17 protein-coding genes are annotated in these 18,116 nt (G+C 67.2%); 10 read left to right on the top strand and 7 right to left on the bottom strand.

From position 1 onward, the window contains the following. Positions 1–31: 31 nt before the first annotated feature. From DYI37_RS06505 to DYI37_RS06495, 3 genes are read right to left on the bottom strand one after another with little or no spacing between them, the layout of a single operon-like run. Entirely contained in the window at positions 32–1,294 is a 1,263-nt protein-coding gene (locus tag DYI37_RS06505; RefSeq protein WP_116682356.1) for a CCA tRNA nucleotidyltransferase, read from the bottom strand. After that, positions 1,291–1,929, bottom strand: a complete 639-nt coding sequence (locus tag DYI37_RS06500) for a CoA pyrophosphatase (RefSeq protein ID WP_425365027.1) — start codon at positions 1,927–1,929, stop codon at positions 1,291–1,293. Before DYI37_RS06500 ends, DYI37_RS06505 begins: the two co-directional genes overlap by 4 nt. A gap of 2 nt (positions 1,930–1,931) precedes the next feature. Beyond that, positions 1,932–2,510 carry a DUF1285 domain-containing protein gene (locus tag DYI37_RS06495; protein WP_116682354.1) on the bottom strand — a complete coding sequence of 193 codons (579 nt, stop codon included), beginning with the start codon at positions 2,508–2,510 and terminating at the stop codon, positions 1,932–1,934. Positions 2,511–2,730: 220 nt separating this feature from the next. On the opposite strand from DYI37_RS06495, the gene DYI37_RS06490 reads away from it, so the two are divergent. From DYI37_RS06490 to DYI37_RS06470, 5 genes are all read left to right on the top strand, one after another. Next, entirely contained in the window at positions 2,731–3,744 is a 1,014-nt protein-coding gene (locus DYI37_RS06490) for an AAA family ATPase (RefSeq protein WP_116682447.1), read from the top strand. Positions 3,745–3,799: 55 nt separating this feature from the next. Beyond that, a complete protein-coding gene (locus DYI37_RS06485; RefSeq protein ID WP_116682353.1) occupies positions 3,800–4,711 on the top strand; it encodes a DUF58 domain-containing protein in 912 nt (303 codons plus the stop codon). Further along, positions 4,711–7,596, top strand: coding sequence for a DUF4159 domain-containing protein (locus DYI37_RS06480; RefSeq protein ID WP_199520099.1), 2,886 nt, complete (start codon positions 4,711–4,713; stop codon positions 7,594–7,596). Before DYI37_RS06485 ends, DYI37_RS06480 begins: the two co-directional genes overlap by 1 nt. Beyond that, positions 7,596–9,671, top strand: coding sequence for a hypothetical protein (locus tag DYI37_RS06475; protein WP_116682351.1), 2,076 nt, complete (start codon positions 7,596–7,598; stop codon positions 9,669–9,671). The genes DYI37_RS06480 and DYI37_RS06475 overlap by 1 nt, the downstream gene beginning before the upstream one ends. An 84-nt stretch (positions 9,672–9,755) precedes the next feature. Next, positions 9,756–10,283 carry a MarR family winged helix-turn-helix transcriptional regulator gene (locus tag DYI37_RS06470; RefSeq protein ID WP_116682350.1) on the top strand — a complete coding sequence of 176 codons (528 nt, stop codon included), beginning with the start codon at positions 9,756–9,758 and terminating at the stop codon, positions 10,281–10,283. Here the strand turns inward: DYI37_RS06470 and DYI37_RS06465 are convergent. From DYI37_RS06465 to DYI37_RS06450, 4 genes are all read right to left on the bottom strand, one after another. Beyond that, positions 10,277–10,618 (bottom strand): tRNA-binding protein, encoded by a 342-nt coding sequence (locus tag DYI37_RS06465; RefSeq protein WP_199520089.1) that lies wholly within the window; start codon positions 10,616–10,618, stop codon positions 10,277–10,279. The genes DYI37_RS06470 and DYI37_RS06465 overlap by 7 nt on opposite strands. 54 nt (positions 10,619–10,672) lie before the next feature. After that, entirely contained in the window at positions 10,673–11,494 is an 822-nt protein-coding gene (proC, locus tag DYI37_RS06460; protein WP_116682348.1) for a pyrroline-5-carboxylate reductase, read from the bottom strand. Between the two features lie 4 nt (positions 11,495–11,498). Then, entirely contained in the window at positions 11,499–12,002 is a 504-nt protein-coding gene (locus DYI37_RS06455; protein ID WP_116682347.1) for a type III secretion system chaperone family protein, read from the bottom strand. A gap of 282 nt (positions 12,003–12,284) precedes the next feature. After that, positions 12,285–12,551, bottom strand: coding sequence for an accessory factor UbiK family protein (locus DYI37_RS06450; RefSeq protein WP_116682346.1), 267 nt, complete (start codon positions 12,549–12,551; stop codon positions 12,285–12,287). A 267-nt stretch (positions 12,552–12,818) separates the two neighbouring features. On the opposite strand from DYI37_RS06450, the gene lgt reads away from it, so the two are divergent. The 5 genes from lgt (at position 12,819) to DYI37_RS06425 (ending at position 17,950) form a co-directional block, all read left to right on the top strand. Next, a complete protein-coding gene (lgt, locus tag DYI37_RS06445; RefSeq protein ID WP_116682446.1) occupies positions 12,819–13,712 on the top strand; it encodes a prolipoprotein diacylglyceryl transferase in 894 nt (297 codons plus the stop codon). Further along, positions 13,709–14,821, top strand: a complete 1,113-nt coding sequence (locus tag DYI37_RS06440; RefSeq protein WP_116682345.1) for a class I SAM-dependent methyltransferase — start codon at positions 13,709–13,711, stop codon at positions 14,819–14,821. Before lgt ends, DYI37_RS06440 begins: the two co-directional genes overlap by 4 nt. Positions 14,822–14,900: 79 nt before the next feature. Beyond that, positions 14,901–15,662, top strand: a complete 762-nt coding sequence (pgeF, locus tag DYI37_RS06435) for a peptidoglycan editing factor PgeF (RefSeq protein ID WP_116682445.1) — start codon at positions 14,901–14,903, stop codon at positions 15,660–15,662. Positions 15,663–15,668: 6 nt separating this feature from the next. Next, entirely contained in the window at positions 15,669–16,823 is a 1,155-nt protein-coding gene (locus tag DYI37_RS06430; RefSeq protein WP_116682344.1) for a M24 family metallopeptidase, read from the top strand. Between the two features lie 164 nt (positions 16,824–16,987). Then, positions 16,988–17,950: a hypothetical protein gene (locus tag DYI37_RS06425; protein WP_147307890.1), complete on the top strand. Its 963-nt coding sequence runs from the start codon at positions 16,988–16,990 to the stop codon at positions 17,948–17,950. Positions 17,951–18,116 lie beyond the last annotated feature (166 nt).

Genomic DNA, 18,116 nt, shown 5'->3' with positions numbered 1-18,116 from the left:
CGGCGAGACCGACGGCGCCCGGGCTCGCGTCTCAATTCGTGGGCGCGGCTCCCTCAGTGGCAAGCCTTTCGGCACGCTCCAGCAGTTTCTCGCGGCTCGCCACGAACCCACCTTCCGCCCAGGCGCGCTTCAGCCGTTCGATCGCCCGGCCGAGTTCTGGCCCCGGCTCGTAGCCTTTCTCGATCAGATCCCTGCCAGTCACCGGAAACGGCGGCGGCGCGAAGGCTTCGGCGATCGCAAGCTGGTTGCGCAAGGCTGCCGTCCGGTTGAGATCCTCCTTCTGGCGCGCAAGGGCCAGAGCGAGTTTCAGGCGGTCGACGATCGCCGTCCGGTCGCCGAAATAGAGGCGCGCGCGAAAGGCTCCGTCGCCTTCGTCCGGCATCGGCGCCTCGGCATGGGCATAGGCGAGAAGCCGGTCGCGCTCCTCGTTGGAGAGCTTCAGCCGCTTCGCGATCCCGTTCAGACGCTCGGCATCGGGCGGAAGGATCGAGAGAAGGCGAAGCATCGGATCGGGGGTCCAGCCGAAAGCCGCCTCGGCTTCGATCAGCGGATGCAGGTTGTCGATGCCCCAGCGCTCGCCCTCCGGCAGAACGGTGGTCAGGACGCCCGCCTGTCGCATCCAGAGAAGCGCGCGGCTGGGATCGGCTGCACCGAGAAGCTTCTTCAGTTCGGACCAGACCCGCTCTCCCGAAAGATTGACGAGGCCTGCCTTCAGCTTGGCCGAGGCTCGGATGCCCTCCGCATCGGGCCGGCCGGTGCCGTACCAGGCGAAGAAGCGGAAGAAGCGCAGGATGCGCAGATAATCCTCCTCGATGCGCGTTGCGGCGTCACCGATGAAGCGCAGGGTGCGGGTCGAGATATCGTCGAGGCCGCCGACGGGATCGAAGACCCGGCCGTCCGGTCCGGCATAGAGCGCGTTGATCGTGAAATCGCGCCGCGCGGCGTCGGCCTGCCAGTCGCGCCCGAAACTCACCGTCGCGTGCCGCCCGTCCGTCGCGATGTCGCGGCGAAGAGTCGTGACTTCGAAAACCTCTCCCTCGGCGACGACCGTGATCGTGCCGTGCTCGAAACCGGTCGGAACCGCCTTGAACCCGGCCGCCTCGACGCGGCGGATCGTCTCCTCGGGACGGCAGGTGGTCGCGATGTCGATATCGCTGACGGGTGAGCCGAGCAGCGCGTTTCGCACGGTCCCGCCGACAATGCGGGCCTCCTCGCCATCGCTGTTCAAGATCGCCAGAACGGACTGAAGGATCGGATCGCGCAGCCATTCGGCGTCGATGCGGGTCTCGGTCATGCGTAGTATCTCTCGTAAAGCGTCCGCAGGATGCCGGCGGTCACGCCCCAGATGTAGCGCTCTCCATGGGGCATTTCGTAGAAATGGCGCTCGACGCCGCCGAAGGCCCGGGATGCGCGCCGATGATTGGCCGCGTTCATCAGGAAGGAGAGCGGCGTCTCGAAGATGTCCGCCACCTCGTCGGGATTGGCCTTGAGCTTGAAGCCCGGCGCTACGATGGCGACCACCGGGGTGATGCGGAACCCGGTCGTCGTCAGGTAGCGCGGAAGGCGTCCGAGGATCTCGACATGGCGTGCGGCGAGATCGATCTCCTCGCGTGCCTCTCGAAGCGCCGCCGCCTCGACCGAGGCGTCCTCCGGGTCGACCGAGCCGCCGGGAAAGGCGATCTGCCCGGAATGCTTGCGCAGCGAACGGGATCGTTCGGTGAGGATCACGCTCGCACCCTCCGCCCGGTCGACGACGGGAACGAGAACGGCCGCCTCCCTCGCATCCCGGTCCTCCATCAGCTGGACGATGTCCGGATTGAGGAGATGGTCGCCGAACTCGACGCCGGTGCCCGGCTCGTCCTTGCGTGTCTCGAAGCGCTGTCTGAGATCCTCCGCCGTGAACGGCATGGAGGCTTGAACGGCGGGCATGCTCATCGCTCCCGTTCTCCGCTTCGCGGTCCCTCGAAACGGGTCCCGCCGGACGTCAGGAAGTAGCCTTCCCCATCCTCCTCGAGCCAGCCGGCGAGTTCGAGGGCGACGGCCCGGCTCGCCTTGGCGCGCAGCCGTCCGCGCACCGTCAGATAGGGCACGAAGTCCTCCTCGATGTCGGCGGGAAGATGGACCGGCCGTTCCGCATCCGCGGTGACGAGATCGCCCACATTCGTGCGAAAGGTGAGGACGGGTCCCTGCGGCGAGATCGTCCGCACCACTTCGACCGCCATGAACGGCGCATCCTCGACCTCGATCCGCAGCTTTTCCACGGGCGTTACGAGATAGGTCGCCCCGCCCGCCTCCGTCTTCAGGATCGAGGCGAAGAGCCGCACCAGCGGCTCGCGCCCGATGAGCCGGCCCTCGTGATACCAGCGTCCATCGGCCGCGATGCGGATATCGATCCGGCCGCAATCGGGTGGATCCCATGTGTCGACAGGCGCGCCGCCGGAGCTTGCCTTGGCCGCCCGGCCGGCAAGGGCGATGAGATCGGCGGATGGTGCGTCGTTTGGCTCGTCCATGGGCGGGCATATAGTCCGCTGCGATCTTTCTTTGGACCCATTGCCGCGCAAGTTTTCCCTCCGAGACGCTCCGATGTCACGAAAGCGTTGGAGCGACGGCCTTGCCTCAAATGAGGCCAACCTCTTTCATATGTTTAACTTGCATGCCCTCCTCCGGTTCGGGCATCTGGTCGCAAGGTCCGGCGACCGCAACCACCGGGGAACGATCGAAGGACGCGTCATGACGGCTCATACGACAACCGATGCCACGCTCAGCGAGACGGAGATCGTCGAACGGGCCGAACGGGCCCTCTCCGATATCGCAAGGGTCAGGCAATCCGTCGGCACGGTGATCTTCGGGCAGGAGAGCGTCGTCGAGCAGAGCCTGATTGCGATTCTCGCCGGCGGCCACGGCCTTCTGGTCGGCGTTCCGGGCCTTGCCAAGACCAAGCTCGTCGAAACGCTCGGCGGCGCGCTGGGCCTCGATGGCCGGCGCATCCAGTTCACGCCGGACCTCATGCCCTCCGACATCGTCGGCACCGAGGTGATGGATCAGGACGAGACGGGACGCCGCTCGTTCCGCTATGTGAAGGGCCCGGTCTTCGCGCAGCTTCTCATGGCCGACGAGATCAACCGCGCCTCGCCGAGAACCCAGTCGGCCCTCCTCCAGTCCATGCAGGAATATCACGTGACGGTGGCCGGCGAGCGTCACGACCTGCCGCGCCCCTTCCACGTTCTGGCGACCCAGAATCCGCTCGAACAGGAAGGCACCTATCCGCTTCCCGAGGCCCAGCTCGATCGCTTCCTGATGCAGATCGACGTCTTCTATCCGGATCTCGAGGCCGAGCGACGTATTCTTCTGGAGACCACCGGCGGGCCTTCGAGCGACCGGGTCGAGGCCGTCATGACACCGGAGCGGCTCATCGAGATCCAGTCGCTCGTGCGCCGTCTGCCCGTTGCCGACAGCGTCGTCGAGGCGATCCTGAACCTCGTGCGCTCGGCGCGTCCGGGCAGCGGCCACAAGGAAGCCGAGAGCCATATCGCCTGGGGCCCTGGTCCCCGCGCCTCGCAGGCGCTGATGACCTGCGTGCGCGCACGCGCCCTCTACGACGGTCGCCTCTCTCCATCCACCGACGACGTCATCGCGCTGGCTGAACCGATCCTGCAGCATCGCATGGCCCTGAACTTCGCGGCCCGCGCCGAGGGCATGAGCGTGCGCGACGTCATCGCGGCCCTGAAGCGCGACATCGCCTGAGCCTGCCAAACCGTCCGCCCTTCCCCGTCTCGTAGAACAGGCACCATCAAGGCCCATGCCGATCGGTACGACGACAGACCTGACGCCATCGGGCGACGCTCTCGCGAGAGCCCGCCAGAGGGCGGCCCTGATGCCCGACCTCCTGGTGGAGGCCAACCGCGTCGTCTCGACCGTGATCTCCGGCTGGCACGGCCGCAAGCGTCGGGGCGTCGGCGAGAATTTCTGGCAGTTCCGGCCCTTCGTCGACGGCGAGCAGGTCTCCCGCATCGACTGGCGGCGTTCGGCGCGCGACGACCATCTCTATCTGCGCGACAGGGAGTGGGAGGCGGCCCACACGATCTGGCTCTGGGCCGATCCGTCCCCCTCCATGCGGTTCAAGTCGAACACCGCTCAGGTCTCGAAGGAGTCGCGTGCGCTCGTCCTTGTTCTGTCGCTCGCCGAACTCCTGTCGCGCTCGGGCGAGCGCGTCGGCTATCCCGGCGTGATCGATCCGATTTCCGCCCGCAACGCGGCCGAGCGGATCGCCGCCGCCCTGTCCATGCGCCGGCCGGATGACGGCTTTCCGGCCGACGATCGCTTCCGTCGCTTCTCGGAGGTGGTTCTCGTCTCCGATTTCCTCGATCCGATCGAGGAGACCCTCGCTCGGATCGACCGGATCGGCTCGCGCGGCGTTCGCGGTCACCTCGTGATGGTGAACGATCCGGCCGAAGAGGTCTTCCCCTATAGCGGGCGAACCGAGTTCCGCGATCCCGAGACCGGCGCGAAGCTGACCGCCGGCCGGGCCGAATCCCTGAAGGCCGACTATCGCAACCTGATGGCGGCGAGGCGCGAGACCCTGTCGGCCCAATGCCGGCGCCTCGGCTGGAGCTTCATCGCCCACCGCACGGATCATCTCGCCTCGTCTGTACTCGTCGCCCTCCATGGCCAGCTGTCGGGCGCGCCGCAGGCGCCGCGGAGAAGCGCGTGATCCCGGGCCTCAGCCTCACCTTCGGAGCGCCACTGGTGCTTGCGGGCCTCCTGGCGCTGCCGGTGATCTGGTGGCTCCTAAAGCTGACGCCGCCGCGCCCGCAGACCGAGACCTTTCCTCCCCTGCGTATCCTGCAGCGGATCCTGAAGGCCGAGGAAACGCCGTCGAAGTCGCCCTGGTGGCTGACGCTCCTGCGCCTCATCCTCGCCGCCTGCGTCATCTTCGCGCTCGCCGCCCCGACGCTCAATCCGCGCGAGAGCGTCCTGTCCGGCTCCGGTCCCGTCGTCGTGATGATCGACAACGGATGGTCGAGCGCGCGGGACTGGGACATGACCGTCTCGACCGCCCGCACCGTCATCGGGCAGGCCGGCGAATCCGGGCGGCCGGTCTCCCTCGTCCTGACCGCCGACGGCCCCGAGAACGACGCGACGCCCGTGGAAGCGGTGACCGCTCTCGAACGGCTCGCCGCCGCGACCCCGCGCCCCATTCCGGTCGATCGTCTCGCCGCGAGCGAGCGGCTCGCCACCGCTCTTGACGGCGAGACGCCCGGCTCGCTCCTCTTCCTGTCCGATGGGCTCGACAGCGAGGCGAGCGAGGCCGCGGCCAAGATCGCCCGCAATCTCGGCGCCGGCGAAACCCTCGTCTACGAGCCCTCGATCGAGGCCGTCATCGGCCTCACCCGCGCCGACAACTCGACGGATGCGCTCGTCGTCGACGCGGTCCGCCCCTCCGGCCGCAGCACCGGCTACCAGGCCGATCTTCTCGCCGTGGACAATCAGGGTCGCGAGATCGCGCGCACGCTTCTCAGTTTCGGTTCGGGGGAGACACAGGCCGAGGCGCGGTTCGAAATTCCGGTCGAGCTGCGCAACGACATCGCCCGGCTCCAGGTCGAGACCCCGTCCAACGCGGCCGAAGTGCGGCTGGTCGACGACGCGTTCCGCCGCAGGCGGGTCGCCCTCGTCTCGGGCGAGACGGCCGATCTCGCGCAGCCGCTCCTGTCGCCGCTCTACTATATCAGCCGGGCGCTCGAGCCCTATGCCGACATCGTGCGCGCCCGCAGTGCCGACCTCTCCGTCGCCATTCCGAATCTTCTCGAACAGCGCCCGTCCGTAGTGGTTCTCGCCGATATCGGCGTCTTGCCGGAGACGGCGCGCGAGGCACTGCAGACCTTCGTGGAAAACGGCGGCTATCTCGTGCGCTTTGCAGGCCCGCGGCTCGCCGCGACCACCGGCGAGGACAGTCTCGTGCCCGTGCGCCTGCGCAGCGGCGAACGTCAGCTGGGCGGCGCCATGTCCTGGGTCGAGCCGCAGACCGTCGCGGCGATGGATGCGGACAGCCCGTTTGCCGGAATCGCCATTCCGGACGACGTGACCGTTTCGCGTCAGGTGCTGGCCGAACCCTCGGTGGAACTTGCCGACCGCACATGGGCGAGCCTTTCGGACGGCACCCCCCTCGTGACCGCCGAATCCGTCGGCGCCGGTACCATCGTCCTCTTCCACGTGACCGCCGAGGCCACATGGTCGAACCTGCCGATTTCCGGCGCCTTCGTCGACATGCTGCGCCGCATCGTCTCCCTGTCGCGCGCGGAAGGCGGGGGGCCGGCCGAGCGCGAGGGCGTTTCGCAGAGCCTGCCTCCTTACCGCGTCCTGTCGGCGGACGGGCGTCTCGTTGCCCCCGGCCCGGAGGTCGAACCCCTGGAGACCGGCGGGACCGTTCTGGTGGATGCCGCCCATCCGCCGGGGCTCTACGGCACGGAAGAGGGCTACCGGGCGCTCAATCTCATGGGGCCGGAGACGACACTCTCGCCGCTGCCGGATCTCGAATGGGGGCCGAACACGACTGCCATGCAATACGAATCCGACGACGCCGTCGATCTCGCCCCCTGGCTTCTGGCCATCGCGCTGTTCCTGTTCGCCCTCGATGCGCTGGCCCTGTTCCTCATGAACGGCGGCTCGGCGAGGCTGAAGAGCCTTGCAATGCGGCGCGGGCGCTCGTCGCTTCCCAATCTGGCGGTCCTCGGTCTCGGCGCGGCTCTCGTTCTCGCCGCCCCGTCCTCCAAGGCGTTCGCCCAGGAGACGGAAGCGGGCGAGGCGAGCAGTTCCTCCGATACTCCGGCGCTCCCCGATCTCGCCGACATGCAGCGCGCCGTCGAGGCGACGGAAAAGACCCATCTCGCCTATGTGCTGACCGGCGACGGGCCGACCGACGATCTGTCCGCCGCCGGGCTCTCGGGCCTGTCACAGTTCATCGCATCGAAGACCGCGCTCGAACCGGGCGATCCGATGGGCGTCGACATCGAGACCGACGAACTCGCCTTCTTTCCGCTGATCTACTGGCCGATCGATCCGGCGACGCCGATGCCGTCCGACGAGGCGATCAGCCGGATCGACGCCTATATGAAGCAGGGCGGGACCGTGCTCTTCGACGTGGCCGGCAACGAGATGACGGGGCTTTCGGGCGACAGCGTCTCGCCGGGCCAGATGCGCCTTCGCGAAATCATCGGCGATCTCGACATCCCGCCTTTGCAGCCGGTTCCGGCCGATCACGTCCTGACCAAGTCCTTCTACATCCTCGACGACTTCGTCGGTCGCTATTCGGGCTCGGAACTCTGGGTGGAGAGCCTCGTCGCCGATTCGGAAGGCGAGTTGCGGCCGGCACGCGGCGGCGACGGGGTCTCCTCGATCATGATCACGTCGAACGACTTCGCCAGCGCATGGGCCGTGGATGACGCCGGACTGTTCCTTTATCCGACGGCCTCCACCAACCCCATGCAGCGCGAATATGCGTATCGGGCGGGCGTCAACATCGTGATGTATGTGCTGACCGGGAACTACAAAGCCGATCAGGTGCATGTGCCGGCGCTTCTCGAAAGGCTCGGTCAGTGATGAACTGGTCCTTCGACTTCGCCCCCTTCTTCTCCTGGACGACGATCCTTCTCATCGCCGTCCCGGCCGCCATCATCGGAGCGGGACTGCTCCTTGCCGGCATCCGTGGTGCCGTCGTGCGCATCGCAGCGCTCGCCGCGCTGATCCTCGCGCTCGTCAATCCGGTGGTGCTGCGCGAGGAACGCGATCCGTTGAAAAGCGTCGTCGCGATCGTCGCCGATCGCAGCCAGAGCCAGACCATCGAGAACCGCGAGGCCGAGACGACCGAAGCCGTGGAGGCCCTGCGCACGAGCCTTGCGCGCTTCCCGGAATTCGAGGTGCGCACGGTCGAGGCGCGGTCCGGCGACACGCCCAACAGCGATGCGACCACCGCGCTCTTCTCCGCCATGTCGCGCGCGCTCGACGACGTGCCGCCCTCGCGCGTCGCAGGCGCGATCATGGTCACCGACGGTCAGGTCCACGACATTCCGCAAAGCGCGGCCGATCTCGGCTTCGACGCACCGATCCACGGCCTCGTCACGGGCCGGGCGGACGAGTTCGACCGGCGTGTCGAGATCGTATCTGCGCCGCGCTTCGGCCTCGTGGACGAACCCCAGACCATGACCTACCGCCTCTTCGAGGACGGCCCCTCCCCAGGCGGGCCGGTTCCGGTGGATGTCTATCTCAACGGCGACCTCGTCTCGCGCGAGACCGCGAGCGTCGGCGAGGAGAACCGGTTCACTTTCGAGCTGCCGCGCGCCGGCCGCAACATCCTCGAAGTGCGCGCGCGTCTGGCAGACAACGAGATCACCGACGTCAACAACCGCTCGATCGCGGTCGTCGACGGGATCCGCGAGAATCTGCGCGTCCTCCTCGTCTCGGGCGAGCCCCATGCCGGCGAGCGGACATGGCGCAATCTCCTGAAGTCCGATGCCGCGATCGACCTCGTGCACTTCACGATCCTGCGCCCGCCGGAGAAGCAGGACGGGACGCCGATCAACGAATTGTCGCTCATCGCCTTTCCGACACGCGAACTCTTCGTGGAAAAGATCGACGATTTCGATCTCATCATCTTCGACCGGTATCAGGAGCGCGGTGTGCTGCCCTCGCTCTATTTCGACTATATCGCCCAATACGTGAAGAACGGCGGCGCGATGCTGGTCGCCTCCGGCCCCGAATATGCCGGCCCCGAATCCATCGCCTATACGCCGCTCCAATCGGTTCTGCCGGCGCTTCCGAGCGGGGAGACCGAGGAGGCGCCGTTCTATCCGACGCTGTCCGATCTCGGCCGCAAGCATCCCGTCACCCGGGACCTGCCGGGTTCGGCGTCCAGCCCACCGAACTGGTCACCCTGGTTCCGCTATATCGATGTCGGCGGCACCGAAGGCGAGACCGTGATGAACGGGCCGGACGGCAAGCCGCTTCTCGTTCTCGACCGGGTCGGCGAGGGACGGATCGCGCTTCTTCTGTCCGATCAGGAATGGCTCTGGTCGCGGGGCTTCCAAGGCGGCGGTCCGCATGTTCCGCTGTTCCGTCGGCTCGCCCACTGGCTCATGCAGGAACCGGAACTGGAAGAGGAGGCGCTGCTCGCCGAAGCGCGCGGCTCCGACCTCGTCGTCACCCGCCAGACGATCGGCGATGCCCCCGGGCCCGCGACGATCATCACGCCCTCCGGCGAGGCCTCGAGCATCGATCTCACGGAGACCGAGCCCGGACGCTGGGAGGGCCGCCTCGAAACCGACGAGCTAGGGCTCTTCCAGGTCGCGAACGACGATCTGAGGGCGCTGGCGAATGTCGGACCGGTCAATCCGCGCGAATATCGCGAAGCCGTCTCCACCCTCGACAAGCTGGACCCCATCGCTGAGGAGACGCGCGGGTCCGTGCGCCGCATCGCCGACGACGGAGCCGTCGAGGTGCCGCGCATCGTGCCGGTCTCGGCAAGGGGCGGTGCGGATGGACGCGACTGGATCGGCCTTCGAACCACTGATGAGACGATCCTGAGGGGCGTCGACCGCACGCCGCTCTTCGGCGGCTTCCTGGGCCTCGCGATCCTGCTTCTGGCATTGTCGGCGACCTGGTATCGGGAAGGCCGATAGGCCTCTCGAACAAGGGCCTTAGGCAAGGACGGATGATGAGAGCCGATCTCCCGATCCTCTCCAAGCGCCGGACAAGGGGCGTCGATGCCGAAGAAAGATCCGAAACGGGACGCGGTCGCGGTCGCCGGGCTTCTCGAACAGCTGACGCGGCGCATGCACGCCCAAGGCTTTGCCGCGCGCCTCTTCCCCGCCCAGTGGACCGCCTTGAGATATATCGAGAACGCCCCGCCGCATCTGCGGTCCGCGGTCGATCTCGCCCGGTTCCAGGGCCTTGCCCCCGGCGCGGTCGCCCGCACGGTCCGCACGCTGATCGGCAAGGGGCTCATCGAGAAGACGGGCAAGATGGTGAGGGGCCGGGCCGAGCAGCTCGAACTGACCGATCGCGGCCGGCAGATCCTGCGGCGCGATCCGCTTCTGGCTGTCGTGAGAGCCGCCGATCATGTTCCGGAAGAGGACCTCGTGCCGCTGCGCGCAGGCCTCGGTGCGCTCCTGCGCGCACTCGGCGCCACCCGGACGGAGCTGGACGAGACCGGAGATGGATCGAGCGAGGAGACGCCGGACGCACATGACGGGAGCGAGCGGAAACCCGCATCCGTCGTCGAGCCTCAGTAGAGGCGGCCGCCCTTCGGCACGCTGAGATCGGGGCGGATCAGCACCACCTCCCCGTCCGCGTCCGGAATGCCGAGCGTCAGGACCTCCGACATGAACGGCCCGATCTGGCGTGGCGGGAAATTCACCACCGCCAGAACCTGCTGGCCGGTGAGATCGGCGGGCGCGTAATGCCTTGTGATCTGCGCGGACGACTTCTTGATGCCCAGAGGCGCGCCGAAGTCGATCTTCAGCTTGATGGCGGGCTTACGTGCCTCGGGAAAGGCCTCCGCCTCGACGATAGTGCCGACACGGATATCGACCTTCAGGAAGTCGTCGAAACCGATCGTTTCGCTCATCTCTTGCTCAGCCATTCGCGCAATACCCCGCCTTGCTTCACCGCCGTCCGCAGATCAGTCCTTGGACAGCGCCACGGCCCGGTCGCGGGCCGCCAGCACCGTCTTCGTAACGAGAGGCGGCAGGCCGTCGCGCTCGTCCATGAGAACCTTGAGACCGGCTTCCGTCGTGCCCTTGGGCGACGTCACGTTCTGGCGCAGCTTTGCGGGCGTCTCATCCGAGCGGATCATGAGTTCGCCGGCCCCGGCCACCGTATGGCGCGCGAGCCGCATGGCGAGATCGGCCGGAAGTCCCGCCGCCTCACCAGCCTTCGCCAGGCATTCGGCGAGATGGAAGACGTAGGCAGGCCCGCTGCCCGAAACGCCCGTGACGGCATCGATCAGGTCCTCGCTCTCGACCCATTCGACGGGACCCGACGCCGAAAGAAGCGCGTCGGCGACGGCCTTCTGTCCAGCGGAGACACGGTCCGTCGCAAACGCACCCGTGATTCCGCGCCCGATCAGGGAGGGCGTATTCGGCATCGCCCGCACGATCGGCTTTTCGCCGAGATGCCGGGCAAGGAACGCGGCCGTCGTTCCGGCCGCGATCGAGACGACCAGCGTCTCCTCGCCAAGAACCGGCGCGAGCGATGGCAGCACCTCGGCCATCATCTGCGGCTTGACCGCGACGAGAACCACATCCGGCGAGGTGTCCGCCGGCAGATGGGTCTCGTGGCGAATGCCATGGCCTTCGATCAGCGCCGAGAGCGCATCCCCTCGATGGGGATCGACGACGGCGAGCGACCCGGGCTTAAGACCGGCATCGAGCCAGCCGCCCATCAGGGCGCAGCCCATATTGCCGCCGCCCAGAACGAGAACCCGCTTGCCGTCGAATTCCATCGGATCAGGCCTGCCCGACGGTGTCGAACATGGCGACCTTCAGCGCGTCCTTGGCGGACTTGTCCGCCCAGACGACGAACTGGAAGGCCTGATAGAAGCGTTCGCACTGGTCGATCGCGGACGAAAGCATGGCCTCGGCCTGCGCGCCCGTCGCCTCGACGCCGCCGGCCAGGAGAAGCGAATTGCGATGGATCACCGCACCTTCGGCATCCCAGAACCCGAAATGGCCGACCACCAGCTTTTCGTTGATGAGCGCGATTAGCCGGCCGATCTCGTCGCGGCGATGGGGCGGGACCTTGAGGTCGAACGCACAGCCCAGATGCAGGGCTTCGAGGCTGGCGATCCAGGAAAAGGAGACCGCGTAGTCCGTCCAGATGCCCTTGACGTTCATCGCGAGCTCGTCCTCGCAGGACCGCTCGAACGTCCAGTCATGGGCCGCCGCGACCCATTCGATGGTGTCCACCGGGTGAGCCTGCCGCAGACTCCCGCCTTCATGTGCCAGATTCATGTGTTGTGTCCTCGTGTGCCGCATCCGGCCTCGCCCCTTGCGGACGAAGCCCCGGTGACCGCCGCCGCCTACGGCGAATCACCTTCGAAAATCAGCATACAGACGAGGAGTCCGGCGCTTAAGGGCCGTAATCGTTTTTTCACATTTCTCTGGAAGCCGCGATGGTCGAACGGCTTGCCGGAGGGGCTCAACCCGAATCACCGCAGGGCTTGCGCGAGGATCGGCGGGTGTGCCCGCCTTGTGAAAAGCTTGTGGATAACTTCGTCTCGACCCGTCCGGGGCCTACGAGACATCTCCGCCGAGCTTCTCCTCGAGCTTCGCGATACGCGCCTTCAGCGCCTCGTTCTCGGTGCGCGCCCGCACGGCCATCTCTCGAACGGCTTCGAATTCCTCGCGCTGGACCACGTCCATCTGGCTCATCAGACGCTCGCCCTGGGAGCGGAAGAAGGTTTCGGCTTCGCGGCGCGCCCCCTGCGCTGCGCCGGCAGCGTCGGTCATCACGCGCGCGAACTCGTCGAGGATGCGGTTGGGGCCTTGATTGCTGCGCATGGGTCGGGATCCTTCATGTTCGTCCACGGTCGTCGTCAGGGCTTGAGGTAGAGACGCGGGCGCCGAGCGGCAATGCCTCGGCGGGCCGATCGCGCGAATTCCGGATGCCGGGACGCGGAGAGTGCCGCCGGGCGGGTGGTTTCGCGCCCCCGGTCCCGCCGCGCGGCGGCGACGGCCTTGACCCTGCCGCATGCCCCGGCCAAACCCCTGACGAACGCTCGGTGGGTCTCGCAGGCGCCGCGCGATGTCTGGAACCTGGACCAACCCATGATCACCTTCTCCACCTTCGGCGTACTCGCCTACCCGAACATCGATCCGGTCTTTCTCGATCTCGGATTTCTCCAGCTCAGATGGTACGGCCTCGCTTATGTCGCGGGCATTCTGTGCGGATGGCTCTACGGCCGCAGCATCGCGGGCAATCCCAATCTGTGGCCCGATCGCGTCTCGCCGCTGACGAAGACGGAAGCGGACGACTTCGTTCTCTACATCACCCTCGGCATCGTGCTCGGCGGACGGCTTGGATCGGTCCTCTTCTACGATTTCGACCGCTATCTCGCCGATCCGCTGGCGATCTTCCGGGTCTGGGAAGGCGGAATGTCCTTCCATGGCGGACTGATCGGCGTGGTCGTCGCGATCTTCATCTTCTGCCGCATGTACAAGGTGCCGGTCTGGAGCATGCTCGACATCGCCTCGGCCTGCGTTCCCTTCGGCCTGTTCTTCGGACGCATCGCCAACTTCATCAATGCCGAGCTCTGGGGCGCTCCGACCGACGTGCCCTGGGCCATGGTCTTTCCGGGCGCCGGTCCCGACCCGCGCCATCCGAGCCAGCTCTACGAGGCGGCGCTCGAAGGCATCCTCCTCTTCATCATCCTGCGCATCGCCACCCATCGCTTCGGCATGTTCAAGCGCCCGCGCTTCGTCGGCGGCCTTTTCCTCTTCGGCTATGGCGCCGCGCGCATCTTCGTGGAGTTCTTCCGCATGCCCGACGTCCAGCTCGGCTATCTCTATGGCGGCTGGCTCACCATGGGCATGGTCCTGTCGATCCCCATGCTGATCGTCGGACTGTGGGGCATGGGCTTTGCCAGATACCATTCCCATGCGAGCGATCCGCGCATCATCGCAAAGCGCGCCAAGGCGGAAGAGGACGCGAAGACCGCGTGACCTCTCCGCTCGAAGCGCAGATCGCCCGGGAGATCGCGGCTCGCGGGCCGATATCCGTCGAGCGGTTCTGGACCATCGCGCTCTACGATCGCGAGCACGGCTACTACGTCTCGCGCGAGCCGTTCGGCCGGGCCGGCGATTTCACGACGGCGCCCGAGATCAGCCAGATGTTCGGCGAACTGATCGGCGCGTGGATCGCGGGCGCCTGGACCGCCCTCGGGCGACCATCGCCGTTCCTTCTCGCCGAGATCGGTCCCGGTCGCGGCACGCTGATGGCGGATATCCTGCGCACCCTGCGCCAGGCGGCGCCCGCCTGCCTTTCGGCCGCCCGCATCCGGCTCGTGGAGGTGAGCGAGCGTCTCGCGGCCGTCCAGGCGACGAAGCTCGAACCCTTCGACCTGCCGATCCGTCGCGTCAGGCATATCGGCGAACTCGAGGACCTGCCGACGATCCTCGTCGGCAACGAGCTGTTCGATGCGCTCGCCATCCGGCAGGCCGTGGTTCACGAGGGCCGCTGGCACGAGCGCGTGGTCGAGGTCGATGCCGAGGGGCGTCTCGCCTTCGGCCATGGCCCGGAACTCGGCGCCCTCCCCGGCTGGATGGCTTCGGTCCCGCCGCAGTCCCTGCGCCCCGGTACGATCGCGGAAGTCTCGCCGGCACGCGACAATCTCGCCGCCGAGATCGGTCGCCGCCTCGTCGCCCACGGGGGCGCGGGCCTCTTCATCGATTATGGTCACGCTCGCTCGGCGCTCGGCGACAGCCTTCAGGCGATCGCAAATCACCGTTACGTGCCGGTGCTCGAGGCGCCCGGCGAGGCGGATCTCACGAGCCATGTGGACTTCGAGAGGCTCTCGGCCTGTTTCTCCGCCACGGGTCTCGAAGTCGCGCCGATCGTCACCCAGGGCCGCTTCCTTCTGGACATGGGGCTTCTGGAACGGGCAGGCAGTCTCGGAGGCCCGCTCGACGAGGCCGGCCGCAACGGCCTTCGGCAAAGCGTCCAGCGTCTCGCCGGTGGCGGCAAGGAGGATATGGGAGAGCTGTTCAAGGTTCTCGCATGCGCCTCGCGACCGATCGCGCTACCGCCTTTCGGCGCCGTCACGAGCGATTGACTTCACCCGTCCTGTCGATCACCCTAACTCTTCATCCATCGAACTTACGGCACGAGGCGGCGCGGAAGTGCTGAACGACATGGACGTGATCAGGAGCGGAGCCTTCGGCGAGGCCGTCGCGCACGGGTTCTTCACCCGGAACGGCGGCCATTCGGCGGGGATCTACGCCTCGCTGAATGCGGGGCTCGGCTCCGGCGACGATCGGGAGACCGTGATCCGGAACCGGACGTCGGCTCTCGAGGTCCTCGGCCTTCCGGCGGATCGTCTGGCGACCCCATGGCAGGTCCATTCGCCGGTCGCGGTCGTGACGGACGGCCCGTTCGAAGGGGAGCGGCCGAAGGCCGATGCGGTCGTGACCGCCAAGCCCGGTCTCGCGGTCGGCATCGTGACCGCCGATTGCGGCCCGATCCTCTTTGCCGACGAAGAGGCGGGCGTGGTCGGGGCGGCCCATTCGGGCTGGAAAGGCGCGGTAACCGGCGTGATCGAGGCGACCATCGAGGCGATGGAAAGCCTCGGCGCCCGCCGCGCCGGCATCCTCGCCGTCCTCGGGCCGACCATCAGCCAGGCCAGTTACGAGATCGGCGGCGAGCGGCGCGACGAGATCCTCGCCGCCATCGGCCCGCATGGGGACCGGTTCTTCGAGGCCGGCCGCGTTGAAGGAAAATTCCAGTTCGACCTGCCGGGGCTCATCCTGTCCCGGCTGACAGCGGCGGGCGTTACGGCGCACGACGTCGCTCTTTGCACCTATGGCGACGAACGGTTCTACTCGTATCGCCGGACAACCCATCGCAGTGAAGCCGATTACGGGCGCCAGCTCTCGGCCATCGCGATCAGAGGCTGAAACTTCATGCTGCATTTTTCCATGGACGAGTACCAGAACCGTCAGGCGCGCCTGATCGAACGCATGAAGGAGGAGAAGCTCGATGCCCTCATGCTGTTCTCGCAGGAATCCATGTACTGGCTCACGGGCTACGATACGTTCGGCTTCTGCTTCTTCCAGTGTCTGGTCTTCACGGGCGAGGGCGAGATGCGCCTTCTCACCCGTTCGGCCGATCTGAGGCAGGCCCGGCACACTTCGACCATCGAGAACATCGTCGTCTGGCGTGATCGCGGCTCGGCCGATCCGGTCATCGAGCTGCGGGATCTTCTGGAAGACATGGATCTTCTCGGCGCGAAGATCGGCGTCGAGTGGCAGACCCATGGCCTGACCGCCGCCAACGGAAAGATGGTGGAGGAGCGGCTCGGCTCGTTCGCCTCCCTGAAGGACGCGTCCCTTCTGGTCTCGATGCTGCGCGCCGTGAAGTCGCCCGCAGAGATCACCCAGATCCGCGAGGCCGCCCGCCTTGCCGACGACGCCTACCGGGAGATGCTGCCGCTGGTGCGCCCCGGTGCCGACGAGGCCGAACTTCTCGCCACCCTTCAGGGCAGCGTGCTGAAGAACGGCGGCGACTATCCGGCCAATCCCTTCATCCTCGGCTCGGGCGACGACGCGCTTCTCTGCCGCTACAAGTCGGGCCGAAGCCGGCTGAAAGAAAGCGACCAGCTTACGGTCGAATGGGCCGGCGTGAAGGCGCAATATCACGCGGCTCTGATGCGGACGATCATTCTCGGCCAGCCGAGCGAACGCCATCTCGAACTGCATGCGGCCGCCGTCGAGGCGCTCGAGGCCGTGGAGAAGGCAATGCGGCCCGGCCAGACCTTCGGCGACGTCTTCGACGCCCATGCGGCGGTCATGGAGGCGCACGATCTCGCCCGTCATCGGCTGTCGGCCTGCGGCTACTCCCTCGGCGCGCGCTATGCTCCCTCCTGGATGGACGCGCCCATGTTCATGTCCGGCAACCAGACTGAAATCCAGCCGGACATGACGCTGTTCGCCCATATGATCATCATGGATTCCGAGAGCGGCACGGCAATGACCCTCGGGCGCACCTATCTCACCACCAATGGCGCGCCGGAACCCTTCTCCCGGCTGTCTCTCGATCTGGAAGTCGTCGGCGGCTGACGATCCGCCGGAAGCCAAGCTTTCGTTAACCCTGTCTAGCCTTTGCAAGAGGGCGGGATCCTGCCGCCTTCATCCGACGTCAAGTTTTTTGCGCCACGGTTCACGGAGGGTGCGCATCGATCTGTTCGAGCGTGCGCCCAAAGAGATACCGAAGAGGCCTCGGCTTGACACGACTGCGACCGACATCGCGAAAGGCAGCCCTTCTGGGCGCCGCGCTCGCGCCGGGGCTGCTGGCCGGGTGCACGGGATCGGACATGACGATGGGCCTCGACGGGGTCGGCCCGATCCCGCCGGCATCCGTGGGCAGCGGCGGCGGCGTCTATGGTTCGCCGTCGGTGACGGCGAGCGCGACCGCCAGCCAGGTTTCCGGCGGCTATGGCGGCCTGGCCGCCCCCTACCCGCCCCAGGCCATCGAGCGGCTGCCGGACGGCTACGAGCCGCAGCCCCAGCCGCAATCGCAAGGCCAGTGGCAGGGCGGCGGCATGCAGCAGGCATCGACAGAGGTCGCGGGGCTCCCCCCGACCCCGCCGGCCGCATCCCCGGCTCGCTCGATCCAGTCCGCCCCCCTTCTTGCGCCGCCATCCAGCCAGGCCTCCAGTGCGAACGCGCCTTACGAGAGCGCGCCGCCGGCGCCCGCGCAGGATGCGGGCGGCTCCCCGGACGCAGGCTACGAGCCCCCGAGCCAGCCGGATTATACGGCGCCACCGGCCGCATCGAGCGCCCCCGCCCAGCCGGCCGTCCAGACCGCCGCCCTTTCGCAAACGACATCCGAAGTGCAGTTCCTGCCCCTCGTCGGCGCGCCCAACGAACAGGCGAACCTCCTCGCCCAGGCCCTCTCCGAGGAGGCGGCGCGCTCTCAGATCACGATCCGGCCCTCCAGCGACGGTCGAGCCCCGACCCGGCTGAAGGGCTATTTCGATGCCTTCGAGGACGGAGGCGATTCGGTCCTCGTCTACATCTGGGACGTGCTCGACGAGAATGACGAGCGCATCCACCGCATTCAGGGTCAGGAGCGGTTCGCGACCACGCAGGGCGGTGCATGGGCAGGCGTCGACCGCGCCGTTCTCGACGCGGTCGCCCGCAAGACCCTTCAGGAAGCCCGGACGCTTCCGGCCACCCCCGGTTGATAGTCCCTCCACCCCCGGCGATCCGGTGAGCGCCGGAGTTCCTCCATGCCGGGTTGAAGTTTCCCGGAAGGCTGCTAAAGCGCCGGGACGATGAGCCAGCGTTTCAAGGATCGACCGCGCCTCGCGCTCGACGAACGCCGTATACCAGCCCGAACAGGGACGAACG

The sequence above is a fragment of the Fulvimarina endophytica genome, from assembly GCF_003403015.1.
Classification (GTDB): domain Bacteria; phylum Pseudomonadota; class Alphaproteobacteria; order Rhizobiales; family Rhizobiaceae; genus Fulvimarina; species Fulvimarina endophytica.
The sequence above is the reverse complement of the archived record's forward strand: the minus strand, read 5'-3'. Positions and strand labels throughout refer to the sequence as shown.